The sequence below is a fragment of the Caballeronia sp. genome (assembly GCF_028292365.1).
GTDB lineage: Bacteria > Pseudomonadota > Gammaproteobacteria > Burkholderiales > Burkholderiaceae > Caballeronia.
The window spans coordinates 1-24,974 of record NZ_JAQGMM010000275.1; the positions used below are offsets into that span (position 1 = coordinate 1).

22 protein-coding genes and 2 pseudogenes are annotated in these 24,974 nt (G+C 60.2%); 11 read left to right on the forward strand and 13 right to left on the reverse strand.

What is annotated here, in order from left to right; genetic code table 11:
* Positions 1-420 (forward strand): annotated as a pseudogene (locus JWR14_RS17220) (hypothetical protein); the annotation flags it as partial.
* A gap of 23 nt (positions 421-443) precedes the next feature.
* Here JWR14_RS17220 and JWR14_RS17225 read toward each other — a convergent pair.
* On the reverse strand, positions 444-872 hold the full coding sequence (locus JWR14_RS17225; protein WP_299709029.1) for a TOBE domain-containing protein: 429 nt from the start codon (positions 870-872) through the stop codon (positions 444-446).
* Positions 873-1,099: 227 nt separating this feature from the next.
* On the opposite strand from JWR14_RS17225, the gene JWR14_RS17230 reads away from it, so the two are divergent.
* Together JWR14_RS17230 and JWR14_RS17235 are read left to right on the forward strand one after the other, a co-directional pair.
* Positions 1,100-1,975, forward strand: coding sequence for an extracellular solute-binding protein (locus JWR14_RS17230; protein ID WP_299709032.1), 876 nt, complete (start codon positions 1,100-1,102; stop codon positions 1,973-1,975).
* Positions 1,972-3,801 carry an ATP-binding cassette domain-containing protein gene (locus JWR14_RS17235; protein WP_299709034.1) on the forward strand — a complete coding sequence of 610 codons (1,830 nt, stop codon included), beginning with the start codon at positions 1,972-1,974 and terminating at the stop codon, positions 3,799-3,801. The genes JWR14_RS17230 and JWR14_RS17235 overlap by 4 nt, the downstream gene beginning before the upstream one ends.
* Positions 3,802-3,876: 75 nt before the next feature.
* On the opposite strand, the gene JWR14_RS17240 is transcribed toward JWR14_RS17235, so the two are convergent.
* Entirely contained in the window at positions 3,877-4,560 is a 684-nt protein-coding gene (locus tag JWR14_RS17240) for a response regulator transcription factor (protein ID WP_299709086.1), read from the reverse strand.
* Between JWR14_RS17240 and JWR14_RS17245 the strand changes: the two genes are divergently transcribed.
* From JWR14_RS17245 to JWR14_RS17255, 3 genes are all read left to right on the forward strand, one after another.
* Entirely contained in the window at positions 4,531-4,653 is a 123-nt protein-coding gene (locus JWR14_RS17245; protein WP_299709092.1) for a hypothetical protein, read from the forward strand. The two genes, JWR14_RS17240 and JWR14_RS17245, sit on opposite strands and share 30 nt — an antisense overlap.
* 333 nt (positions 4,654-4,986) lie before the next feature.
* Positions 4,987-6,480, forward strand: a complete 1,494-nt coding sequence (locus JWR14_RS17250; protein WP_299709037.1) for an MFS transporter — start codon at positions 4,987-4,989, stop codon at positions 6,478-6,480.
* A 134-nt stretch (positions 6,481-6,614) separates the two neighbouring features.
* Positions 6,615-6,785 (forward strand): hypothetical protein, encoded by a 171-nt coding sequence (locus tag JWR14_RS17255; protein WP_299709040.1) that lies wholly within the window; start codon positions 6,615-6,617, stop codon positions 6,783-6,785.
* A 112-nt stretch (positions 6,786-6,897) separates the two neighbouring features.
* Here JWR14_RS17255 and JWR14_RS17260 read toward each other — a convergent pair whose 3' ends face one another.
* Positions 6,898-7,170: a hypothetical protein gene (locus JWR14_RS17260; protein ID WP_299709043.1), complete on the reverse strand. Its 273-nt coding sequence runs from the start codon at positions 7,168-7,170 to the stop codon at positions 6,898-6,900.
* A 565-nt stretch (positions 7,171-7,735) separates the two neighbouring features.
* On the opposite strand from JWR14_RS17260, the gene motA reads away from it, so the two are divergent.
* Entirely contained in the window at positions 7,736-8,605 is an 870-nt protein-coding gene (gene motA / locus JWR14_RS17265) for a flagellar motor stator protein MotA (protein ID WP_299709046.1), read from the forward strand.
* A 51-nt stretch (positions 8,606-8,656) separates the two neighbouring features.
* Complete coding sequence (motB, locus tag JWR14_RS17270) at positions 8,657-9,748, forward strand: flagellar motor protein MotB (protein WP_299709049.1); 1,092 nt, start codon at positions 8,657-8,659, stop codon at positions 9,746-9,748.
* Here the strand turns inward: motB and JWR14_RS17275 are convergent.
* A complete protein-coding gene (locus tag JWR14_RS17275; protein WP_299709052.1) occupies positions 9,737-10,105 on the reverse strand; it encodes a nuclear transport factor 2 family protein in 369 nt (122 codons plus the stop codon). The genes motB and JWR14_RS17275 overlap by 12 nt on opposite strands.
* Before the next feature lie 349 nt (positions 10,106-10,454).
* Between JWR14_RS17275 and JWR14_RS17280 the strand changes: the two genes are divergently transcribed.
* Positions 10,455-11,633: a porin gene (locus tag JWR14_RS17280; RefSeq protein ID WP_299709055.1), complete on the forward strand. Its 1,179-nt coding sequence runs from the start codon at positions 10,455-10,457 to the stop codon at positions 11,631-11,633.
* A gap of 141 nt (positions 11,634-11,774) precedes the next feature.
* Here JWR14_RS17280 and JWR14_RS17285 read toward each other — a convergent pair whose 3' ends face one another.
* Positions 11,775-13,430: a bifunctional aspartate transaminase/aspartate 4-decarboxylase gene (locus tag JWR14_RS17285; protein ID WP_299709058.1), complete on the reverse strand. Its 1,656-nt coding sequence runs from the start codon at positions 13,428-13,430 to the stop codon at positions 11,775-11,777.
* Between the two features lie 749 nt (positions 13,431-14,179).
* On the opposite strand from JWR14_RS17285, the gene JWR14_RS17290 reads away from it, so the two are divergent.
* A complete protein-coding gene (locus JWR14_RS17290) occupies positions 14,180-16,870 on the forward strand; it encodes an excinuclease ABC subunit UvrA (protein ID WP_299709061.1) in 2,691 nt (896 codons plus the stop codon).
* 90 nt (positions 16,871-16,960) lie between these two features.
* Here the strand turns inward: JWR14_RS17290 and JWR14_RS17295 are convergent, their stop codons facing one another.
* From JWR14_RS17295 to JWR14_RS17305, 3 genes are all read right to left on the reverse strand, one after another.
* The gene (locus JWR14_RS17295; protein WP_299709065.1) at positions 16,961-18,022 is read right to left on the reverse strand and encodes an alkene reductase; all 1,062 of its coding nucleotides are present in this window, start codon (positions 18,020-18,022) and stop codon (positions 16,961-16,963) included.
* Positions 18,023-18,114: 92 nt separating this feature from the next.
* Entirely contained in the window at positions 18,115-18,411 is a 297-nt protein-coding gene (locus JWR14_RS17300) for a metalloregulator ArsR/SmtB family transcription factor (protein ID WP_299709068.1), read from the reverse strand.
* Positions 18,412-18,532: 121 nt separating this feature from the next.
* Positions 18,533-19,216, reverse strand: coding sequence for a dihydrofolate reductase family protein (locus tag JWR14_RS17305; RefSeq protein ID WP_299709071.1), 684 nt, complete (start codon positions 19,214-19,216; stop codon positions 18,533-18,535).
* A gap of 171 nt (positions 19,217-19,387) precedes the next feature.
* Here JWR14_RS17305 and JWR14_RS17310 point away from each other — a divergent pair, with 171 nt between their 5' ends.
* Positions 19,388-20,299, forward strand: coding sequence for a LysR family transcriptional regulator (locus JWR14_RS17310; RefSeq protein WP_299709089.1), 912 nt, complete (start codon positions 19,388-19,390; stop codon positions 20,297-20,299).
* Between the two features lie 23 nt (positions 20,300-20,322).
* On the opposite strand, the gene JWR14_RS17315 is transcribed toward JWR14_RS17310, so the two are convergent.
* The 5 genes and pseudogenes from JWR14_RS17315 to JWR14_RS17335 form a co-directional block, all read right to left on the reverse strand.
* Positions 20,323-21,696, reverse strand: coding sequence for an MFS transporter (locus tag JWR14_RS17315; RefSeq protein WP_299709074.1), 1,374 nt, complete (start codon positions 21,694-21,696; stop codon positions 20,323-20,325).
* A gap of 170 nt (positions 21,697-21,866) precedes the next feature.
* The gene (locus JWR14_RS17320) at positions 21,867-22,673 is read right to left on the reverse strand and encodes an enoyl-CoA hydratase/isomerase family protein (RefSeq protein ID WP_299709077.1); all 807 of its coding nucleotides are present in this window, start codon (positions 22,671-22,673) and stop codon (positions 21,867-21,869) included.
* 3 nt (positions 22,674-22,676) lie between these two features.
* On the reverse strand, positions 22,677-24,227 hold the full coding sequence (locus JWR14_RS17325) for an AMP-binding protein (RefSeq protein WP_299709080.1): 1,551 nt from the start codon (positions 24,225-24,227) through the stop codon (positions 22,677-22,679).
* Positions 24,220-24,771, reverse strand: a complete 552-nt coding sequence (locus tag JWR14_RS17330) for a (2Fe-2S)-binding protein (RefSeq protein ID WP_299709083.1) — start codon at positions 24,769-24,771, stop codon at positions 24,220-24,222. Before JWR14_RS17330 ends, JWR14_RS17325 begins: the two co-directional genes overlap by 8 nt.
* A pseudogene (locus tag JWR14_RS17335) lies at positions 24,768-24,974 on the reverse strand (carbon monoxide dehydrogenase); the annotation flags it as partial. The pseudogene JWR14_RS17335 and the gene JWR14_RS17330, both read right to left, overlap by 4 nt.

The window sequence follows — 24,974 nt, forward strand, 5'->3', positions numbered from 1 at the left end:
TACGATGTTTCAACTCACGCCGCGTCCGAGCACAATCTCCTGACTGGACTGGCGAAACCCGTTGGCATAGCCGTGCAAGGCGACACCGTTTTTATATCGGATCAGGCTGACAACATGATCCTGAAGACCACCCTGTCCGGACTGATCAACCATGCCCGGCCGGGGGGCCTTAACACGGCAGTCATCAAGGTCAACGGACCCGACCTGTTGACCGTCGATTCAAACGGCACGCTCTATACGAAATGCAACTCGACGGCGGTCTGCCGGATAAGCCCTGATGGGTCGGTTGCCGTCATCGCAAACGATTTCAAGGATGCCCGGGGCGTCGCTATCGACCCGGCGCATAACGTGTTGTACGTGATAGACCGGCCGAAATCCGCTGACAGCGCCAGTACCCTGCGCGCTATTCCACTGAATTAACTCAGCGCTAGCTACCGAGAAAGCTAGTCGTCCACGCCGATAATCACGCTCGACGCCTTGAAGATCGCCGTGGCCGCCTTGCCGCTGGCGAGCGCCAGCCGTTGGGCGCTTTCGTTCGTGACAATAGCGGCAATTTGCGCGCCGCCCGCGACAGTAATAATGACTTCACTGTTAACGGCGCCCGGGGTCACAGCCGACACCGTTCCAGCAAAGCAATTCCTCGCCGATACCTGGCTATCCGCTACATCAACCATCACGATGACCGACGATGCCTTGACTAACGCAAACGCAGCCTTGCCGGGGGCCAGCCCGAGCGATGCAGCGCTGCCATGCGTGATCACCGCGACAATCTCCAGCCCGTCGTTGGCGCGCAGCAAGATCTCGTCATTGACTGCGCCGTGCTTGACGTCTACCACTTCACCGACAAATTGATTTCGGGCGCTTGTTCGCATGTTCATCTCCGGTTGCAGCGTCCTTCGAAGGCGTGGATCACCCAAGTCTCAGGACGCGCGGTTGTCAGGGTCACCTGCATGACGGGCAGGCCACAAGTGTAACCGCACCACGCCGTCATCTTGAGACGAATAGCCGCAAAAAACATGTCGATGGCGTTAGCGAACAAGTTAAGTCTCAGCGTAATATAGCGGCCTTTATTACGCCCTTTATCAACGTGGAGAATCAGATGATCCGTAAGGTGATGGTATCGGTCGCGGTCATGGCCGGCGCGCTGTTGAGTCATGCCGCCGTGGCGGATGAGAATGCCGTAAACGTGCTGTATGCAGGCTCGCTCGTCAATTTGATGGAGCGCAGCGTCGGCCCTGCTTTTGAAAAAGAAACCGGCCTGCATTTCCAGGGCTACGCGGCGGGTTCGAACAAGATCGCCAACGAGATCAAGGGCAAGCTGCGTCGCGGTGACGTGTTCATCAGCGCGAGCCCCAAGGTGAATACGGGCTTGATGGGTGCCGCGAACGGCGACCACGTGGCGTGGTATGTGACCTTCGCCGAATCGCCGTTGATGATCGGCTATAACCCGCGCAGCAAATTTGCCGGCGACTTCAAGACCAAGCGTTGGGACAAGGTCTTGCAGCAGCCGGGTATTCGCATTGGACGGACCGATCCGAAGCTGGACCCGAAGGGCGCGTTCACCGTGGAGATGGTGACCAAGGCCGCCGATCTTTATCGTCAGCCTGATCTGGTCGAGAAGACACTCGGCGCGGCAGAAAATCCCGATCAGGTCTTGCCGGAAGAAACGCTGGTGGGCCGTTTGCAATCCGGGCAACTTGACGCTGGTTTCTTCTATTCAACCGAAACCTCGGACCTGAAGATTCCGTCCATTCGTCCCGCACCCGAATTGCAAGCCAAGGCGAGCTACACGCTCACCATTCTTGGCGACGCACCGAACTCGGCGGGCGCCACGCGCTTCGTCGACTTCCTGCTCAGCCAGAAGGGCCGCGAGTTGCTTAAGGAACACGGTGTCGATGTCATCAAGCCCGCGATCACCGGTAACGCCCAGGCCATGCCGCCGTCACTTCAGGCCGTGATCGACGCTACTCGATGAAACGCACCGCTGCACGACCGCTGTGGTGGCTTGCAGCGCTGCTCGCGGTCTATTTATGCGCGCCCTTCCTCGCGAGCATCCCGCAGGTCGGCGCGGCGGACTGGCACGGCGTCGACTGGACCAGCACGCTGTCGGCGGTGGCTGTATCGGCGGGAAGCGCGAGCGTGGCGTCACTCGTCATCTTGCTGGGCGGCGTACCGCTGGGCTATCTGCTCGCCCGGTCGAATTCGCGCAAGGCGGCGTTGCTGGGTTTTATCGTGCAATTGCCGCTCGCCTTGCCGCCGCTCACCAGCGGTGTCTTGCTGCTGTTTCTTCTCGGCCCCTATAGCTGGGTCGGACAACTGACGGGCGGCGCGCTGACCGACTCGTTCGCGGGCATCGTGCTGGCCGAAACTTTTGTCGCGGCACCGTTTCTGATCATCGCGGCGCGCTCCGCATTCGCGGCCGTCGACCCCCTGTTCGAGGACGTGGCCGCCACGCTGGGACATCGCGCCGGCAGCCGCTTCTTTCGCGTCACACTGCCGGTTGCATGGCCTGCGATCAGCGCCGGACTGGCGCTGGCGTGGTTACGCGCATTCGGTGAATTCGGTGCGACCGTCATGGTCGCGTATCACCCGTATTCGCTGCCGGTTTATACCTATGTCGTATTTGGCGGCCAGGGCTTGCCGGCCATGATGCCCTTGCTATTGCCGACGCTTGCCATTGCCGTATCATGCGCTGCGTTGTCCATCTATAGCCGCCACGGCCGCGCTTCGTTGAGTTCGGACCTCGTCAATGGCGATGATGCCGATGACAACGCCACGGCGCGCCCGGCGCTGGACGAAGATGATCGCCGCCTTAGCATCGTGTTGAAAAAGCATCTTGGCAGTTTCGATCTCGACATTGAATGGGCGCCGCGCACACGGCGCCTTGCAATCATCGGCACGTCAGGGTCGGGCAAGTCGCTGACGTTGCGCCTGATCGCGGGGCTTGAGGCCGGGCAGACGGCTACTGTGACGCTAGGTGGAAGGCAACTCGATGTGCTGCCGCCCGAAGAGCGCAGGATCGGCTATATGCCGCAAGACTATGGTCTTTTTCCGCACATGACGGTCGCGCGACAACTAGCGTTTCCGCTAAGCGCGGATGCCGCCAGCGCGCGCCAATGGGTCGATCAACTCGGCCTCTCAACGCTGCTTCACCGCTTGCCGCATGAACTTTCCTTCGGCCAGCGTCAGCGCGTGGCGCTTGCTCGCGCGCTCACGCAGCATAGCCAGTTGTTGCTCTTCGACGAACCCTTCGCCGCACTCGATACCCCGCGCCGCCGCCGTCTGCAGCAATCGTTGCGCACGTTGCAGCGCGAGATATCGGCGGTCACTGTGATCGTCACCCATGATCCCGATGAAGCCGCGCTGCTGGCCGACGAAGTATTGTTGCTCGAGCACGGCCGTGTGCTTCAAGCCGGACCGGTGAGCGATGTCTTCGAGCGTCCCGCTTCAATGCGCGTGGCTGAATTGCTTGGGCTTCACAATGTCGGCCAAGGTCGCGTGCTCGAAGCAAACAAGATCGAACTGGGCGGTGAGTTACGCATGGACATGGCGAGTAACACCGCCATTCCAGTGGGACACACCGTGATGTGGCGCCTGCCTGCGCTTGCGATCATGCCGTCTGATGAAGGTGCGTTCCAGGGTATGGTCGACGGTATCGAATTGCGTCGCGGAGATCGGTACGCACGTCTGAAAATCTGCGGTGTGGCGTTCGATATTCCCAGCGATAACGCTCGCCTGAAAACCGGCACATCACATCGGTTCTCGGTGGACATCGACAAATTAGCCATCTGGTCCATTTGAGAGCCCCACGGTCTCCGGGTGCACAAAAAAAACGTCTTGCGACGGTTTTTCTTTCACCAGGACACCGCCCGAGCATCAGGCAGTGGCTTCCTCACACAGGCTCCCTTCATCGACAGTGTCGCCATAGAGATGCAATAGCCGATAGCCGCTCTTGTACACCGGCTGCAAGCGGAAGTGATTCATCGGTTCAATCGTCAGTGCAAGCCTCAGGCGCGAAACGTGGCTGTCGATAGTCCGCGTGGACTCGCGAAACTCGCGTCCCCAGACCATGGCGAATATATGATCGCGCGACAACACGCGCCCGATGTTCGAGAAAAACAGCAACGCCAGCCGGAATTGCGTGCCGCTCAATTGCACCGGTTGGCCCCGTACGGTGACGCTCTGCTGACGCGAGTCGAAGCGATACGGTCCGAGTTCGGTGATCGCAGCGGTATTCGCCGGATACGCACGTCGCAGCAGCGCTTCCACACGCGCACCAAACTCGGCGGAACGCACGGGGTGCGTGACGTAGTCATCTGCACCCGCGGTCAACGCGCGGACCACGTTGCTCTCTCCGCCGTCCGCCGAGGCGAACATCACGGGCACGCGCTCGCCAATGCCCGAGCGCATCGATTTCAACAGGTCGAGCCCGGACAAGCCGGTGGAATGCCAATCGAGAATCAGCATGTCGACAGTGGAACGGGACAGCGATTTCGACATCGACAAACCGTCGCCAAAGGGAAAACAGACATGATTGAGACGTTCGATGATTCCGCCGATGACGAAGCGGTGCTGGGGATCGGATTGAAGAATGGCGATGCGCATGATAACGGGACCGGTGAACCTGCAAACGGTGACTTCGGCGCGTACTAAAAAGACGGTATTGAAGGCACCAAAGAAGGTCTCATGACGCTCCACGAGACCACTTCAGACGCGCGAATTCTGCAGAGCGGTACCGGGCTGATCTATCGGACAACTCTTAATTTCGGCCGCCGTGTCGTCACAAATGCTTTCAATATGTCTTGGGAAGTCACTGTTTGTGCCGACACGTAACGGAATCGGCCCGTCTCAAAAAAGTGTTGCCTGGACGCCATGCCACCGGTTTGACAGGGCTGCAAAAGAGCAGGCAGGACCCTAAAAAGTCGTACATGCATATTTCACGAACCACGGAAACGTCGGACGCTCCAGGTCGATAAGCTGGTCTTCATGAACTCGAACCTTATCCCCACACGCGCCGGGCTGAGCACACGCCAGGCGCTGATCGTCACCACGACCAGCATGGGTTTCGTGGTCTCTCAACTCGATGTCACCATCGTCAACGTGGCGCTCGCGAGCATTGGCCGCGAGCTGCACGCGAGCGTGGCGGGCCTGCAATGGACCGTCGACGCCTATGCGCTCGCCTTCGCCGCACTGATGCTCTCGGCCGGCGTGCTCGGCGACCGTTTTGGCGCACGGCGCTTGTTCGTCGCGGGCCTGGTGCTGTTCGGGGTGGCTTCCGCCGCTTGCGGCTTTGCCATGGACGCGACCCAACTGGTCGCTGCACGCGCATTGCAGGGCATAGGAGCGGCCGCGATGCTGCCCAACTCCCTGGTATTGCTCAACCAGGCTTGCGGTCACGACGACGGGCTGCGGGCGCGTGCCGTGGGCTTGTGGACGGCGGCGGGGGCAGTGTCGATTGCTGCAGGACCGATCGTAGGCGGCCTGCTGATCGCTGCGTTCGGCTGGCGCAGCATTTTCTGGGTCAACGTGCCGTTATGCGCGGCAGGCATCGTGGCGACCTACGTGTGGATCGCCGCTAAAAAGCCAGAGCAGAAAGCGCGCGGCATTGACTTGCCCGGGCAAATCCTCGCGACCGTTGCGCTGACCGGCTTCGTCGGCGCGATGATCGAACTCCGGCCGTTGGGCTTGACGCACCCGCTGGTGATCGGCGGAATTACCGTGGCGCTTCTCGCGGCAGTGGGACTTGTGATCGTGGAGCGGCGCGCGTCAGCGCCCATGCTGCCGCCTGCGCTGTTTCGGGACCGCACGTTTAATTCAGCCACGGTGTTCGGCATCTGCGTGAACCTCACGTATTACGGCATGGTGTTCGTGCTGAGCCTGTACCTGCAGCGCGTGCTGGGCCATACACCTTTGGAGGCCGGGCTGGCGTTCCTTCCACTCACCGGCGGGTTCCTGATATCGAATCTTGCGAGTGGCGTGGTCGTCGCGCGCTTCGGCTCGCGCTTGCCGATGATCGTCGGCGCATTGATCGACGCAGCCGGTTTCGCCGCGCTTCTTTTCGTCAATGCGTCTACGCCTGTGTGGGCGTTGCTGCTGCCCTTCCTGCTGATTCCGACGGGCATGGGACTCGCCGTCCCCGCGATGACAACCGCTGTATTGGGCACGGTCGCGCCGGATCGTGCGGGCACGGCGTCGGCGGTGCTGAACACCGCGCGGCAAGCGGCGGGCGCGATAGGCGTCGCCGCGTTTGGTGCGCTGGCGAGTCACTCGGCCATGGCGGAAAGCGCGCAGATCGTAGTAGGTGTAAAGGCGTCGGCGGGGGTGTCGGTGGCGTTGTTGTTATTTGCCGCGGTCCTCGCGTGGCGAGCGATTGAGAGCAAGCGCGTGAAGGGCCACGAAGCGGACCATGAAGTGGACCATAAGGTCGATAAAGCGCTGGACGCGGTATCGGTTAAATGCGGCACGGGGATCCGGCATTGAGCATGATGCAGGCACGTGAAAGGCAGGTACCTCAAAGTCGAACGGACCGCGGCGGGAACGCTAGTTGCGTCCGTTTTGATACACGCACTTCTCGTGCAACGCGCGGTCCGCAGACCGCTGATGAGGAATTGGATATGTCCACGCCGCCGCCGGACCCGACTTACTTGCCAATCGAACCCGATCCCGACGAACTGCTTGACCCCGATGCGCCGCCGCTCCCCGATGATCCCGACTCACCCGATGGTCCGGATTCCGCGACGCCTCTAGTGCCGGCAGATCCGAAAAACGGCACGCCGCGGCTTTGAAATTGCAGCGTTAATGGCAGCCTCTGGTCAATAGAAAAATGCCCGCCTGCGTTCAGCAGGCAGGCATTTTCCCTGATCGATGCGGTGCCAACGCAGTACACCGCACTACACGTTAAAGGTTCGTTGTCAGGATTTCGCCCGAGGCGAGCGCTCGTTCAATAAGCCCTTCCTGCTGGGCCTTGCGCACAGCTTCGGTGACAAACGTTTCCGGTGCTTCGACCTCGGCCTTGATCGCGCCAATGATCCCTGAAGCCTCGATAATCACCAGCGACTTCGCCGAATCCGCCCGGCTGATGATGACGCGCTGAGGACTGCCGCCGTCTGCGATGGTTGCACAGAACTGCACCGACTTGCCGTCGATGGTTTGCTCAAAAGTTTGAATCATCGCCAGGTTCGCCTGTAGAAATGGAAGTCGGGCTAGGGCACGCATAAATCGTTCCCCCTGTTCGTCCCCGATTTCTATTGAACATCCAGTGCGACGCAGACCCAAATTTTAGGAATAGAAAACATGGAGCGGCCGTACGCCATGTTCACTGCACGCACTCCGTAATGTGCCCGGGGCTTTTCCGTGGCGAGACTTTACGGTTTCAGCAACTGATTCGATGAAGCGAATAGTGGCTGTTTTCGAGTTGAATTCGACGCTCCGCGAACGTAATCCGGCCAATGAATCGACGCCTCTGATCCATTCTTCATGACGTCGCCAATCATCTGATGATTCATCGGCAAGTTTGCTCCGGAGGCGCGAGTAAGGCCGCTTTGCGTGCGCAGACCTTGCCAGTCATGTGCTCGCATCCTCGACAAACATTGGATGGAATGTAATTTTTGCCGTGTCCAAGCAAACCTCAGGAGAAAAGATACCTTCGCCCTACCCTAAATCTGCTGGTCTGCTTGCCGTTAAGGTCTAGGACAGCTTCATTCAAAGGAAGCATAAAAAATCAAGCGGAGAGAGCATGTTTGTTGTTATTGGCTGGGTCGTGGTCATCGGGTCGGTGATCGGCAGTTTTCTGGGCGTAGGCGGCCATCTGGTCGCACTGTTCCAGCCCTTCGAGTTGTTGTGCATCTTCGGCGCGGCTGTGGGTGCGTTCGTCGTATCCAATCCGGTTACGACGCTCAAGAAGACCATCAAGGTCGTTCCCACCGCGTTCAAGAAGGGAGGCTACTCGAAAGACAAGTACGTGCAGCTCATCGCGCTGCTGTACGAGCTGCTTCAGAAGGCGCGCAAGGAAGGCATGATGGCGCTCGAAGTCGATGTTGAAGCGCCGCAAAACAGCCCGACGTTCAAGAAGTACGAACACGTGCTGAACGATCACCATCTGCTGGAATTCATTGTCGACTACCTGCGCATGATGTCGAGCGGCAACATCAACGCGCTCGAGATGCAGGACCTGATGGACGAAGAACTCGAGACGCATCACGCGGAAACATCGCTGGCAGCCGGCGCGATTCAGAAGATGGCCGACGGCCTGCCCGCGTTCGGCATTGTCGCGGCCGTGATGGGCGTCGTGCATACCATGGGTTCGGTGGGCGCCGCGCCCGCGATACTCGGCGAGATGATCGCGGGCGCGCTGGTCGGCACGTTCCTCGGCATCCTGCTCTCGTATGGTTTCTTCGGGCCACTGGCCGATCTGCTGGCTGCAAAAGGACAGGCCGAAGCCAAGCCGTTCCAGTGCGTGAAGTCCGTGCTGCTCGCGTCGATGAACGGCTATGCACCGGCTATTGCCGTCGAGTTCGGGCGCAAGGTGCTGTTCACCGCTGATCGTCCGACCTTCCAGGAACTCGACGACGCCGTCCGCGCCACCAAGCAACCAAAGTCGGCGTGACGAGCCTGTCCCGCCCGGCGCAGATCACGCAGATCATCAAGAGGCTCGCTCATGGCTGACACCCCCTCTCGCGATCCCATGCAGTCGGTGCTCGCACCGACCGTTGTAGTGCGACGCAAGAAAAAATCCGCGCACGCCGGCCATCATGGCGGTGCATGGAAGATCGCGTATGCGGATTTCGTGACGGCCATGATGGCGTTCTTCCTGCTGATGTGGCTACTAGGCTCAACCTCCAAATACGACAAGCAGGGTATTGAAGACTATTTCAACACGCCGCTGTCGGCGGTCTTCGGCGGCAAGGACGGCAGCGGTGCGGCACGCACAAGCGTGATTGAAGGCGGCGGCCGCGATCTCTCCAGTTCGCGTCCGGGGGAGGCCACCAAGAGCCAGACCCAACCATTGCCGAAGACAACAGAACGCGCGGCCGCAAGCGCAGCTGCGGCCGCGACCGTAACTGCAACCGCGGCTGCCGCGGTCAAGGACGACGCTCAGCGCTTGAAGCAACTCAAGCAGAAGCTCAGTGCGTTGATCGAACGCACGCCGGCGCTAGCCGCATACAAGGATCAGATTCGTATTGACATCACTAGCGAAGGATTGCGCATCGAGATCGTCGACTCGCTCAAGCGGCCGATGTTCCCCTCGGGCAGCGCGAAGCTGGAATCGTATGTGACGACCATCCTCGCGCAGATCGGCTCCTCGCTCAATGACGTGGATAACCGCGTGTCGATCGCCGGACACACGGACGCCGTGCCGTACTCTGGCGGCGAAGCAGGTTATTCGAACTGGGAGCTCTCGAGCGAACGGGCGAACGCTGCACGCCGCGCGCTGATTGCAGGCGGCATGAACGAAGGCAAGATCCTGCAAGTGCGCGGACTAGCCGATGTATTGCCGCTCAATAAGGCAGTCGCCGACGAACCCACTAACCGGCGCATCAGCATCCTCGTTTTGAACAAGGCCGCTGAACAAACCTTCTTTGCGGACGGCGGGCGGACCGCCGTGGATGAGTCGCAGCCGGCAAGCTCAATGATTCCAGCGGTCGTCGGGTCACAGCCCGCAAGCGCTGTGATTCCAGCGGTCGTGGGGGAGCAACTGGCGAAGCCGCGGGTTGCGCCGGCAAGCGCCGGGCCAGCCTTAAAAAGCTAGCACGCTGCAGTGAGCGGCGGCGATTTTCCAGCCGCTCTCCGTTTCCGCCCACATGCGCGTGTAGCGAAGATTGGCCGAGAGCGGCACGCCGCCGAATTGGCCGCTCAGCGCTGCATGTGTAAGCGTCACGGCGCTCTTGTCATACACGCGCACTGTCTGTTCCTTGATCTCCAGCCGCTCGATCCGCTGTATTCCATGGCGATGCGCGTTCAGGTCGTCGGCCTTGCTCCACACCTTGCCTGTTGCATCGACGAACGTGAGGTCGTCGGCGAGCAGCGCATCAAGCACATCCACGTCCGATGCGAGCATGGCCTTCCGCAACCGCCCTTCCAGTGCCGCAATCACGCTCTCTGTCATCGCTTCGTCTCTAGAGTGAATGAGCCACCAGCATAGCGCGAGGGATCGCTAAAGCGCTTCCAAGCCCCTTCCCGGATATCGGTTCAAGCCGCTCGACGCGCGGTTTTGCTTGGGGCAATTCGTCGCCTGACTGCTTGCCTCCTAACCGCTCCCGACGCTTACCGAAAGCATTTTTTATGAAGCCGTCGCTTAAAAACAACTGTCATGGACCTTACACACCCGTTCGTTAAAGTCCGCCCGTCGCGAGCTACAGACCATCAGAGTCCGATGCCGTGCAGCAGTTATTTGCGTCACTTATCTGCGCCGCCTATTTGCATTATTTACTCACACCCACGCTAGGGAGAACGTTTTGAACCGTAAAACACTGCTCGCCACTGCTGCAATGGCGGCATTCGCCGCATCGGCAACTTCCGCTCAAGCTCAAAGCAGCGTCACGCTCTACGGCCTCATCGACGCCGGTATCAGCTACGTGAACCACGCCGCCGTCGGCACGACCGGCAGCTCGAAGAACTTCAAGTATGACGACGGCGTGTCGCAAGGCAGCCGTTGGGGCCTGCGCGGTGCTGAAGACCTGGGCGGCGGTCTGAAGGCGATCTTCACGTTGGAGAGCGGCTTCAACAGCGGCAACGGCACGCTCGGCCAAGGCGGCGCGGAATTCGGCCGTCAAGCGTATGTGGGGATTTCCAAGTCGGATATCGGCTCGGTGACCCTGGGCCGGCAATACACGTTCTCGACCGATTACCTCGGCGGTTCGTACTCCATCGGCGGCCAGACGGTTGCAGGCAACTATGCGTATCACATCAACGACGTCGACCAGCTCACGTCGAGCCGTATCAACAACTCGATCAAGTTCAGCAGCGCCAACTTCCACGGCGTGACGTTTGGTGGCTTGTACGGTTTCTCTAACCAGGCCGGCGCATTCGAGGGATCGCCCACCACGACGACCGCAGGCGTCACGACGCAAGGTTCGTCGCGCGCTTACAGCTTCGGCGTGAACTACGCTGGCGGCCCGTTCGGTATCGGCGCGGCTTACACCGACATCCACTACCCGGGTTCGTCGACGCCGGCGTTCAGCACGAACATCGCGAACGTTTCGACAGGTGGTACGAAGGACCTGCGCACGTTCGGTGTTGGCGCCAGCTACAAGTTTGCTGCTGCAACGGTGTTCGGTCTCTGGACCAACACGCGCTTTGAAGCGATCACGGGCGCGACGTCGAAGTTCAACGCGTATGAAATCGGCGGCAAGTATGCGTTCACGCCGGCTCTTACCGGTGGCCTCGGCTACACGTACATGAAGCTGACCGATGCGGCGCAAGGCAAGTGGCAACAGGTCGACGCAAGCGTGGACTATGCGCTGAGCAAGCGTACCGATGTCTACGTGCTGGCTATCTATCAAGACGCGTCGGGCTCGAACGCTGGCACACCGGTGCAGGCTGAAATTGGTTCGAGCACGAGCTACTTCGGCAACTCGGGCAAGGGTGCGTCGAATCAGATCGCTGCACGCGTGGGTATTCGCCACAAGTTCTAAAGCAGGCGTTTAACGATAAAACGGGCCGCTGGGGTAACTTTCCCAGCGGCCCGTTTTTCGTTTGATGTATTTTTAAGGCGCCCCTTTCGAAGCGCCGTTGCTGCCCGTCGTGCTGCCAGTCGTGCTGCCAGTCGTGCTGCCTTAAAGCACCTTGTTTTTATCGAGCGACTTGCCCGTTGCGGCGTTATAGCGCTCGACATATTCCACCATCAGCTTGCGCATCGCGCGGCCGATCGCCTTGTAGTCGCTCTCGTTGAGATTGGCAAGCGACACGCGGCCCGACGGGTGTTGCGTACCGAAGCCGCGTCCCGGCAGGAGCACGACACGTGCTTCCTTCGCAAGCCGGAACAACAGCTCGGAGGGCTCGGTGTTCTTGAAGAGCCAGGCGACAAACTCCGGTCCATACGCTCGATTGCCAAGGAATTCGAGGTCGATGATGGTGTAGTAATCGACCTGGTTCACGTCGCTGTCGTCAAACGATATCCCGATCTCCCGGTACAACGCCTCTTTGCGGCCGCGAATCAGGCGCTTGAGCGCGTTCTTGTACGCCTCCGGGGTATCCATCAGAGCGAAGAGTGAGAACAGCACCATCTGCACTTGTTGCGGTGTGGAGAGCCCCGCAGTGTGGTTCAGCGCGACGGTACGGCTGTCGGCCACCAGGCGGTCGATGAACTTCAGGTTCTCCGGCTCGGTGGTGATCGACTCATACCGCTCGTGCAATTCCTTGCGCTGATCCTTCGGCAGCTTGCGGATCAGTTCATCGATCACGTTGTCGCGGTGCATGGCGATCGTGCCAAGCCGCCAGCCTGTCGCACCGAAGTACTTCGAATACGAATACACGAGGATGGTGTTCTTTGGACACAGCGCGAACAGCGAGACGAAGTCGTCGGCGAAGGTGCCGTATACGTCGTCGGTCAGGAGGATCAGGTCGGGCCGTTCTTTCACGATCTCCGCGATGTACTCCAGGCTTTCGGTATTCATCTTGACCGAAGGCGGATTGCTCGGATTCACGAGGAAGAACGCCTTCACCTTCGGATCGCGCAGCTTGTCGAGTTCCTTCTTCGAATATTGCCAGCCGAGTTCCACGTCGGCGTCCAGATTGACCACGTTCAACTGGTAGTCATTAAGCGTCGGGATCTCGATATACGGCGTAAAGATGGGCGAGCCCAGCGCGATGGTGTCACCTGGTTTGATCAGGTGATTCTCGCGCATCGTGTTGAAGATGTAGGTCATGGCGGCGGTGCCGCCTTCAGTCGCGAAGATATCGAAGTCGCCCACAAACGGGTGTTTTCCGATCATTTCTTTCTTCAGGTACTGCGCAACAATCACCTCCGACAACTTCAGCATCCGGTCCGGCACCGGATAATTCGACGCAAGAATCCCCTCGCACATTTCGTAAAGGAATTCGCCGCCATTAAGGCCGAGCTGGTCGCGCACATACGACAGCACGCCGCGCAGGAAGTCGATGCCGGGAACGCCCTTGTTGTCGCGTGCAAAGATTTCAAAGCGCTCTTCCAGTCCCTCGCGCTTCGGGAAGCCGCCCAGCCCTTCGGGCATGTGCGCGAACGATCGCTCCGACTCACGCATGGCGAAAAGGCCAAGTTGCCAGAAGCCGTGGCGCGGAATGGTGGCGAGGAAATTCGGATTGCCCCGGCCTGCATTCAGCATGGCCGCGTTGGCGGGACGCTCGACCGCACCGCCGCCGGCGGCCTTGATCAATTCGTCCTTGAGTTCGAACGGGCTGAGCGCCGCGATCTTGGATTGGTCCTGCGAGCCCGCTTTTGTAGATTTTGCCATCCAACACCTCCAGAAATGATCGACTGCTTGAAAGAGCGACGTTTTCGAGGAACGCCAGTCCCTTTGAGAGTAAAGCGGCAATGAATTTTCAGGTTATGCGTCTTTGATTGCAGCCCGGTCGCAGCCTATTAGCCGGGCACTACATCACTCCTTTTTAACCGATCTTCGCAACCATGCCGCCAATCAATACCCGGATTGTTTATGCATTATGACCACGATAATTTTGGGTAATGAAATAATCCGGACACCATTCGCAGGCTTGCGAGTTAATAGTCTAAGGGAGAAAACTTCAAACGCAATCGCTTTATGTTTTCCCGTGGGACTTGCGTGCGAGGGCCTTTGCTGGCAAACGCCTTCGCACGCAATCAAACAATGTTTAAAGCACTTGATACTCCGCCCCTTACCAGTCGCCAATCGCAATGATGAGCAAGCTTGTGCGCGAAGATGATTAGCTGTTGAACAGAAACATAACAGACTAACTATTTAACCGATTAGATGCCGGTTGCTTAAAGCCCTTCAGCACGCCCGGGTAAATATCCCGGATATCAGAACGCACGATATTCGGGCACGCCCCGTGCGCCCAATGCTCCTGCCGGATCGACAGCCATTTCGCCAGCCACTTAAACTGTCTGCCATCCGCGCGGCTAAATGTTGCGCAACGTCGCGCGACTTGCGCGGGCACTTCATCGTATTCGGGCACGTCCTCGCGGCTGCCTGGGCAAACTAATCACACAATGGCTTTAAAGCGCATGCCAACCAGAAACAAGAAGCCGGAAGACATATCGACATCGTCGTCATCCCATCCCTCCCGGACCGGCTTCGTGCGGGTGCGGGGCGCCCGCGAGCACAACTTGCGCAACATCGATGTCGACATCCCGCGCGACGCGCTCGTCGTCTTTACCGGCGTCTCGGGATCGGGCAAGTCGTCGCTGGCGTTCGGCACCCTCTATGCCGAAGCGCAGCGGCGCTATTTCGAATCGGTGGCGCCCTATGCCCGTCGCCTCATCGATCAGGTTGGCGTGCCGGAAGTGGATTCCATCGAAGGCCTGCCGCCCGCCGTGGCTCTGCAGCAGCAACGCGGTACGCCCAACGCACGCTCGTCGGTGGGCAGCGTGACCACGCTGTCCAGCCTCGTGCGCATGCTGTACTCGCGCACCGGCACCTACCCGGCGAAACAACCCATGCTGTTCGCCGAGGATTTCTCGCCGAACACGGTACAAGGGGCGTGTCCCACGTGTCACGGTCTGGGGCGCGTCTATGAGGTGACCGAGCAATCAATGGTGCCCGACGACTCGCTAACTATCCGCGAGCGCGCAGTCGCTGCATGGCCGCCGGCATGGCATGGTCAGAACCTGCGCGACATCCTGGTCACGCTGGGGTTCGATGTGGATAAACCGTGGCGCGACCTGCCGAAGAAAGACCGCGACTGGATCTTGTTCACGGACGAGACGCCAACCGCGCCCGTGTACGCCGGCATGACACCGCAAGAGACGCGCGCGGCGCTCAAGCGCCACGCGGAACCGAGCTACCAGGGCACGTTTACCGGTGCGCGCCGATATGTGCTGCACACCTTCGCCAACACGCAAAGCGCGTTGATGAAGAAGCGCGTGTCGCGTTTCATGGTGAGCAGCGCGTGTCCGTCGTGCCATGGCAAAAGATTGAAACCCGAGGCGTTGTCCGTGACGTTCGCGGGGCTTGATATAGGCCAGTTATCGCAGATGCCGCTCGCCCGTGTCGCCGATGTATTGCGGCCAGTTGCTCGCGGTGAGGTGCCAGCGGGCGGGAATATATCAGTATCCGCAGCGCCATCGGACAGCGAAATATTGAGCAAGGACGAGATGCGGGCAGCCGTCGCGCGACGGGTTGCATCCGGCGGATCGGAGCACAAAGCCTCCCCCGACATCAGACGGACTACGAATCAATCCAGGGAGAAACAGGTTGCGGCTCAACGCATTGCAAGCGAGTTGCTCGAACGTCTGACTACGCTGATCGATCTCGGCCTGGGGTATCTGGCACTGGACCGGGGTACACCGACCTTGTCGTCGGGCGAGTTGCAGCGGCTGCGGCTTGCGACGCAACTCGCATCGCAGTTGTTCGGCGTGATCTATGTCCTCGATGAACCCTCCGCCGGTCTTCATCCGGCCGATGGCGAAGCGTTGTTCAGCGCGTTGCTGCGCCTGAAGGCCGCAGGTAATTCGCTGTTCGTGGTCGAGCATGATCTGGAAATGATGCGCCGCGCAGACTGGCTGGTGGATGTGGGTCCGGCCGCGGGCACGGCAGGCGGACAGATTGTATATAGCGGGCCGCCCGCCGGACTGGCCGACATCGAGGAATCGCAAACGCGGCTGCATCTGTTTGGCGATTACCGGCCCGCTCCGCGTTCGAAGCGCACACCGAAGGGCTGGCTGCGGCTTGAGAACGTGACGCGTAACAACTTGCAGGACCTGGAGGTCGCGTTCCCGCTCGGCTGCTTCACGACCGTCACGGGAGTCTCGGGCTCGGGCAAATCAAGCCTTGTCAGCCAGGCGCTGCCGGAGTTGATCGCGGACCGGCTCGGCCGGCCGATCGCGGCAGAAACAGATGAGGAGCGTGACCCGCTACTGGATGTCGAGAACATTCCGACCGGCGGTGAGATAACGGCCGGGATGGAAAAAATCCGCCGACTGGTTCGCGTCGATCAGAAACCGATCGGACGCACGCCGCGCTCGAATCTCGCGACCTACACCGGCCTTTTCGATCACGTGCGCAAGTTGTTCGCGGAGACGCCCACGGCGCATCGCCGCCATTATGACGCGGGCCGGTTCTCGTTCAATGTTGCGAAGGGTCGATGTCCCACGTGCGAGGGTGAAGGATTCGTGAGCGTCGAATTGCTGTTCATGCCGAGCGTGTACGCACCATGTTCAACGTGCGGAGGAACACGCTACAACCCGGAGACGCTGGAAATCGGGTGGCAGGGAAAGAACATTTCCGACGTGCTGCAGATGACCGTGGATACCGCTTGTGCCTTCTTCGCTGACGAGCCGCAGATCATGCGCGCGCTGACCGTGCTCAAGGACATTGGACTGGGTTATTTGCGCCTGGGCCAACCGGCTACTGAGTTGTCCGGCGGCGAGGCGCAGCGGATCAAGCTCGCGACCGAACTTCAGCGAGCACAACGGGGCGAGACCCTTTACATCCTGGATGAGCCCACGACCGGGTTGCATTCCACGGACAGCGACCGCTTGCTGATTCAATTACAGGGTCTGGTCGATGCGGGCAACACGATAATTGTGGTCGAGCACGACATGCGGGTGGCGGCTCAAAGCGACTGGGTCATCGACATGGGGCCCGGCGCGGGTGAGGAAGGCGGAAAGTTGGTGGTCAGCGGCACGCCGGAAGATGTGGTGAAGCGAGGGAAATCCGGCTTTACATCGAGGTACTTAAAGGCCTGCCTGCCCTGAGGTCGCGGCTGAGAAGCAAAGCCAGGAAAACAAAACAGCCGGCGACTCCCTATGGAGTCGCCGGCTGCGGCAAGCCAGTAACTGGAACGCTTAGTCCATCGTCTCGAGTGTCGGATAGTCCGTGTACCCTTCGGTGCCACGGGCATAGAACGTCTCGGGGACCGGTGCGTTCAACGCGGCGTCGCTTTCGAAGCGTTTCACAAGGTCCGGGTTGGCGATGAACAACTGCCCCCACGCGACGGCGTCGGCGTCACCGCGGTCGAGCGCTGCCTGAGCGCTTTCCTTGGTGAACTTTTCGTTAGCGATATAAACACCGCCGAAGGCACGCTTCAACTGCGGTCCGATCGAGTCTTCGCCCACGCGTTCACGTGCTGCGATGAACGCGATCTTGCGCTTGCCCAACTCACGTGCAACGTAGCCGAAGGTAGCGGCGCGATCGGTGTCGCCCATGCTGTGCGAATCGGCGCGTGGCGCGAGGTGCATGCCGACCCGGTCAGCGCCCCAGACTTCAATACACACGTCGACCACTTCGAGCATCAGGCGTGCACGATTTTCAATCGGGCCACCGTAGATGTCCGTGCGTTTGTTCGTGCTGTCCTGCAGGAATTGATCGAGCAGATAACCGTTCGCGCCGTGCACTTCAACGCCGTCAAAACCAGCGAGCTTCGCGTTCTCAGCACCCTTGCGGAAGGCCGCAACCACCCCTTGAATCTCGTCGAGTTCAAGCGCGCGCGGCGTCACGAATGCACGCTGCGGCTTCACAAGGCTCACATGGCCTTGCGCCGCAATTGCGCTCGGCGCCACCGGCAAGTCGCCGTTGAGGAAGATCGGATCCGAGATCCGGCCGACGTGCCACAGTTGCAGCAGGATCGTGCCGCCTGCGTCGTGGACGGCCTTCGTCACAAGCTTCCAGCCTTCGACTTGCTCGTCCGACCAGATGCCCGGCGTTTCAGCATAGCCCACGCCTTGGGGCGTAACCGAGGTCGCTTCGCTCAGGATCATGCCGGCAGCAGCGCGCTCAGCGTAGTACTGTGCCATCAACGCGTTTGGCACGCGTTCGACGCCTGCGCGCTGACGCGTCAGCGGCGCCATGATGATGCGGTTGCGAAGTTTAAATGCACCGGTTTTGAGCGGGTCGAAAAGATTTGGCATTTTGAAAGCATTCCTAAATAGACTGTAATGGGATCCACCAACCAGAACACGGCGAACAAGCTGACGTTTCAGAGGCCGCTTCAAAAGCCGCTTCAGAGACCGTTACGAAGCTGATCGAGAAACGCCTGGATGACCGCATCGTCGCGCTTGAAAAATATCCACTGCCCAACCCGCTTCGAGGTCACCAGACCCGCTTTGTGAAGCGTGGCCAGGTGAGCCGACACCGTGGATTGGGACATATCGCAACGCGCGTCGATCTGACCGGCGCACACGCCATTCACGAGCGGGAACTCCTGCTCGGGAAAGTAGACCTCGGGCTCCTTGAGCCACACGAGAATCTCGCGGCGGACAGGATTGGCCAAGGCCTTGTGAATAGCGTCGATATCCATGGGAAAAACGGCTCTAAGTAGAATCGCGATGAGACGAATTATATTTCGTATAAATCCGATATACAAGCAATCCACTATTGCCGATAGGGGTAATCCCGGACCTCACTGCTTGCCCGTCCTCTTAGCTTATTTTGCGCGTGTAACGAAGCCAGACCGCGTCATGAGCGATCTGCTCGACTGACGTAAGGGTCAGATACGCGGGGCTTTTCCATGCATTCATCGCCACTTCGAATGACGACGGGTGTTCGCTGCGGCCATCCACGAGCGGCATGATCAGCACGCTCACTTCATCGACCAGACCGGCGTTCACGAACGCGCCGCTCACGTGCGACCCCCCTTCCACGATCAGCTTCTTCACACCCAGTTCGCGTTCCAGTGTATTGACCACATCAGCCAGATCGATGTCGGTCTTGCCGCCGAAAACATACGACACGTCAATCGACTGAAGATACGCGAGGAAGTCGTCGGAGACCTGTTCCGTCACCACTTCGATCACGTGGGACTTCAACGCGGTATTCGACTTCCATTCAACCAGTCCCCTCGGGTCAATGGAAATGGCGTACTGATTCGCGCCGCGTTGGGCGAAGTGGTTCGTGCGAGGAACCGGCTGCTTCGCGAGGCCCTTCGGATAACCCTCGCCGTGCGCGATTTCCTGCATCGTGACGCGGCCGCAAATCCAGCCGTCGGCTTCGAAGGTACCTGCTGTTTTCTCGTAGAGATCGGACGCAAAGTCGAGATGCCAGCCGTCGGTGAGACTGCGGCCATCGACGGAAGACATCATGTGGCAAACAATAGTGGGCTTCATGGGCGTTGGTCTGGGCGTTGGGGGAAACCGGGGATGCAGCAAGTAGCGTTCCGCGCCGCAGGCTGAAAGACCTGGACGAGACCTTCCTGAAAGCGAGAACTTGCTGGCGCCGCACGGATGCTTGTGGTCTCATTCGTCCTTTGGATGACGCGGATAAACGCGCCGCCGTTCATGGACCTGAAGCAGATTCACTATTTCATCGCGCTGTTCGAAGACGGCTCGGTCACGCGCGCGGCGAAGCGGCTCAACATTGTGCAGCCGGCGCTTAGCATGCAGATATCAAAGCTTGAAGCAGAGCTTCACCAGCCGCTGTTCGAACGCGGACCGCACGGCATGACGCCGACCGAAGCCGCGCGCCTGATGTATCGGCTATACGTACCGATCATTCGCGATATTGAACACGCCCGCGAGCAACTCAGCCGCAGCGACGTGATCGTCACGGGGCGCATCGCGCTCGGCATGGTGTCGTCGGAAGCAGAGAGCGTGCTGCCCGAATCGCTCGCCACCTTCGACGCGCTGTTTCCGCAAGTGGAGGTGTCGGTGGCGGACGGCTTCAGCGCGCAATTGATTGATGCGGTCGAGGCCGGGCGCCTGGATGCCGCGGTCATCAACAAGCCGCGCGGCCGCCTCTCGCTCGACACGCGTTCCTTGCTCGACGAAGAGATGGTGCTGGTGACCAGCGTCATTCATGGACGACCGATGCCCGAGGCAATCGACCTGGCTGAACTCGGCGATCTGGAGCTCGTGCTGCCCACCCGCCGCAACGGCCTGCGCGGCGTGCTGGATGCCGCGCTTCTCAACGCGGATATAGTAATCCAGCCGAAGTTTGAAATCGATCTGCTGAATACGATCGTGCAGTTCGTCGAACAGAGCAACGTGGCGACCATCCTGCCCCGCGTCGTCGTCCAGCGGAAAGTGGACGACGGCCTGCTGCGCGCTTACCGGATTGCATCGCCGGGGATTGTGCGGCATATCGTGTGCGTGAGCCACCCGAAGCGGCCGATCGGCGCCGCGACGAACGCGCTCATCGAAATCATCACGGACAACATCCGCCGCGTGACCACGACCGTGACGCAGTCATAGATCGGAGGTCAGGTCGGGCAGCATCAGCCCGGCTGCGCCGAACGATTCTCGAGCCTGCCCAGTGTCTCCGGCACGATGAACGCCCCTGCTAGAAAGATCACGCTGATCACCCCGACGAAGATCGCCAGCGTCATCGGCAACTCGCCCGGGTCCTTCGCCACCAGCGAGACGGCGGTCGGCATCATGCCGCCGATCGCAAAGCCGATATTCCACGACAGCCCCGTTCCGGTCGCACGAATCGCGGTGGGGAAACGCTCGTTCAGGAAGATCAGGATGGGCGCATACCCCGCGCTGCCGAGTGCGCTCAACACGACCGCGTAGACACCGATCATGGTGATGCTTTGCGCAGTAGGCAAGAGCAGGAACAACCCGGGCAGCGCGATCAGGCGAACCAGTCCCAGCCAGATGAACGTCGTCTTGCGGCCGATGAACGTGCTCAGGTGCCCCGCCGCCACCGACGCCGCGAGTACCCCAATGCTCGCGATCATCAGGATGCCAGCGGCCGCGCCGTTGGGCACGTGGCTGACCACTTTGAGGAAGGTCGGCAGGTAACCCGAGGTCAGGTAATAACCGCTGCCGCCACCAATCGTGAGCAGCAGGTTGACGAACAAAATGCCGCGAAAGTCCTTCGAAAATAGCGTCTTGATCGGCGATCGGATGATTTCCACTGGCGCGGAGATGTCGCGCGCCGCGGCCTTTGCGGCCTTCTCCGCCGCCAGCTTTTTCCACAGCGGCGACTCTTCAAGGCTATTGAACACGAACAGCCCAAGCACTGAACTGATGATTCCGGTGAAGAACATGCACCGCCAGCCCCACACGTCGAAGAGTTCGCCCGGAAAGATTGACGACATGGTCAGGTACACGATGGAAGCGAGCAACGCGCCCAGGCCTGCACCGCCACCACCAATCAGCCCGGACACCGCGCCGCGATACTTCGGCGCGACCGATTCCGTGCCGATGGTATGCGTGGACGCTACCACCCCGCCCACGAATACGCCTTGTACAAGGCGCAGTGCGAGGAACAGGATTGGCGCTACCAGGCCAACCTGTGCAACGGTAGGCAGGACACCGAAAAGCGCAGTCGATATCCCTACGCCAACGACCGCGAGAATCATCGCTCCCTTGCGGCCATGCCGGTCCGCGTAGGACCCGAACCATGCGGAACCGAGCGGACGCATGAGCAGGGTCACGGCGAATGACGCGTACACCGCTGCCAGCGAAAGCATGGCATGTTCGGACGGAAAGAACAGCCGGCCGACCACGGGAGCCACGTACAACAGCACGAACAGATCAAATAGATCGAGTGCCCAGCCCAGGCATGAGGCCACGACTGCGCCCATCACCTGTCGCGTGTTTATTTCGGGCGCGGCGGCGCTTTCCTGTGCTGCTACGGACATTGTCATCTCCTTGAAGGTCGCGGCGCCCTTCTCTGGAATGGCGCCGTGTTTTTTGGCACGTCGAAATGTCGTGCTCTCGTTGGTATTTAAGAAAATTTAAAAATGCGTTGAATACGTTAAGTGCCGGTGCTCCATGCGCACGTTCACGGTTGACGCAACCATCGCAACCTTCAACTGCCGCGAAACACCGGCTTGCGTTTGCCATGGAACGCTTCCACGCCTTCACGGAAATCGTCCGATGTGCGCAGCCGGCTATAGCTGTGCCCTTCCAATTCGATAGCAATCGAGAGCGGCGCATCTTCCGTGTCGTTGAGCAACTTCTTGGCCGTGCGTTGCGCGAGCGGCGAGAAAGCACGCAGTTCATCGACGAGTGCATTGGTCGTGGCTTCCAGCTGTGCGTCCGCTACGCACTCCACCGCGATGCCCCATTCGTACGCCTGCTTACCGGGGATCCTGCGCGAGCGCATCACAATGTCCTTGGTCCTGCCAATCCCCACCATCTGCTGCAGGCGCGCCGAGCCTCCCGAGCCCGGGATCTGGCCGAGCTTTTGCTCCGGCAGCGCATAGAAGGTCGTGTCGGTCGCAATGCGGAAGTCGCAAGCGAGCGACAACTCGAAGCCCACGCCAAAACAAAAGCCGCGATTCGCGGCAATCACCGGCTTCGAGCAGCGCGCGGGCGCCGCAATATTCCACGCCAGCTTCGACACATGTTCCGGCGATGCTTCAAGGAACCCCTTGATGTCCCCACCGCTCGAAAAATGCTCGCCGTTGGCGCGCACCACGATCACGCGCACGCGGTCGTCTTCGTCGAGCGCCTCGAACGCTGCGCGCAACTGGTCGCGTGCGTGCATCGATATGACGTTGAGCGGCGGACGATGCAAAATGATGTCGGCGCGCTCGTGTTTTTCATCGACTTCGATCGAAAAGCCGTCCAGGTCCTGCAACAGCGCCTGGCCGCGATGGGTCAAGTCAGTCATCGGTTACTCCTTCGTTGTTTCTGTAGGGTTGTTCGTGGTGTCGATGTCATATTCACCGGCAGACAATTTGCGGCGCAGGATCTTGCCGACGGGCGACTTCGGAATCTCATCGACGAAAACGTAGTCGCGCGGACGCTTGAAATTCACGAGATCCGACTCGCGGCACCAGGCGTCGAGCGCGTTGGCGTCGACATAATCACGCCGCTTGATGAATGCCACTACACGCTGTCCCCAGCGCTCGTCTTTCACGCCCGCAACCGCCACTTCGTCCACGGCCGGATGCAGCGACAACACCGATTCAATATCGACGGGCGAGATGTTTTCTCCGCCGCTGATGATCATGTCGTCCACGCGGCCGCTCACGAAGAGGTCACCGTCCTGGTCGAAAAATCCGGTGTCGCCGGTGAAGTACCAGCCGTCGCGCAAGGACTTCGCATTCGCGTCCGGACGGTTCCAGTAACCTTCGAATGCTTCATCGCCAAGCAGGTCCGCAATGATCTGGCCTTCCTCGTGCATGGCCGCGAAATCGGTCGGCGACGCCGCATCCAGTTTCACCACACGCAGCCGCGTGTTGATGCCCGCACGGCCTGCGCTGCCGGGTTTGCGCGTGGCGTCCTGGTCAATGCTGAACGTGTACACCTCGGAAGAGCCATAGTGATTCACGAACAGTTCGGGCTTGAACGCTGCGGACAAACGCTTCAGCAGGCCATCGCTCATGGGCGCACCCGCGAAACCGAGCTTTGTCACCGAACCTGTGCTTGCGTTCGCGAATCCGGGCGTGGCCAGCAGATCGTGATAAAGCGTGGGCACGAGGTACAGGCACGTGAGCTCGAACGTGCTGATCGACTCCAGCGCCTGGGGCGCGTTCCAGCGTCGTGCGCAGACGAACAGGCCATCCACCAGCGCCATGGCGAGCAGCGAGCGCACGCCCATGGTGTGATAAAGCGGCATGACGCCCAGCGTGCGTTCGCCGTAGCGATACAGGTTCTGTGCGACGTGTGCCAGCGCAGCGGCGCGCTCATGCCGGTGACGGCGCGGCACGCCCTTCGCCTTGCCCGTAGTCCCGGAGGTATAGAGGATCAGCGACAGGTCGTCGGCTGTGGCTTCTGTCGTGATGTTCGCCGCATGTCCGCTCAGCAACGCATCGAACGAAGTCGTGCCGCGCGCATCGTCCAGCGCGATACGTGGCAGCTTCTGCGCCGCCTCGCTCGCATAGACCGCATCGGCGGAGACCGGTTCGAATACGACCGCTTTCGCCCCCGCATCGGTCACGCAGTAGTCGAGTTCGTCAGGCTTCGCGCGCCAGTTCAACGGCGTCATGACAATGCCCGCGAACTGGCAGGCCCAATGCAGCGTAGCCATTTCCCAGCGGTTTTGCAGCACGACGAGCAACCGGTCGCCGCGTGCGAGGCCCAACTCGCGCAAGCCACCAGCGACCTTAAGAATGGTCTCGTGCCACTGTACGTAAGTCAGCCTCACGTCGCCATCCACGAGGGCAAGCGTGTTGGGGCTGCGTTCGACGCTTTGCAAAAAGGTCCGGCCGAGATCAAGCATGTTCCGGCTCCTTCTTGCTGCTCTCGTTGTTCTTGTTGTTCTCGTTACGCAATGCCGCTACATCAAGCACCGCCGCCACGATCGGCGTATAGCCTGTACATCGGCACAGATGGCCCGACAGCATCTCGCGTACTTGCGTTTCCGTCGGGTCCGGTACGCGTTTTAAATAGTCCGCGCACGACATCAGGATCCCCGCCGTACAAAAGCCGCACTGCAATGCGTGATGACGCTGGAAGGCCCGTTGCAGATCGCCTAGCGTCTGGTCAGGCGCGAGACCTTCGACCGTGTCAACACGGCGTCCCTCTACCTGCACGGCGAGCATCAGGCAGGACCGGGCCGCCACGCCGTCCACCTGCACGGTGCACGCACCGCACACACCATGTTCACAACCCACGTGCGTTCCGGTCGCGCCCAGTTCATGACGCACGAAATCGGACAACAGGTCGCGCGATTCGCAATAGCCCGTACGCTCTCGTCCGTTAAGTGTCACGGTGATGCGCCGGCGCTCGCCGCGCGCAAGCGTGGTGGATGATGTCTTGCTCACTTCGCCTCCTCTATCACGCGCCATCCGAGTTGCCGCACCAGATGGCGTCTATACGTTGCGCTGACATGGGTGTCGTCCTGCGCATTCAGCTTCCAGCTCAAGTCGTTCAGCGCGCTACGCAAGTCGTCGCCATGCAGCCTTGGCCATTGCTCGACCACTGGCCGGTCGGCCACACCGCCTACGGCGATCCTGATCGATGTGTC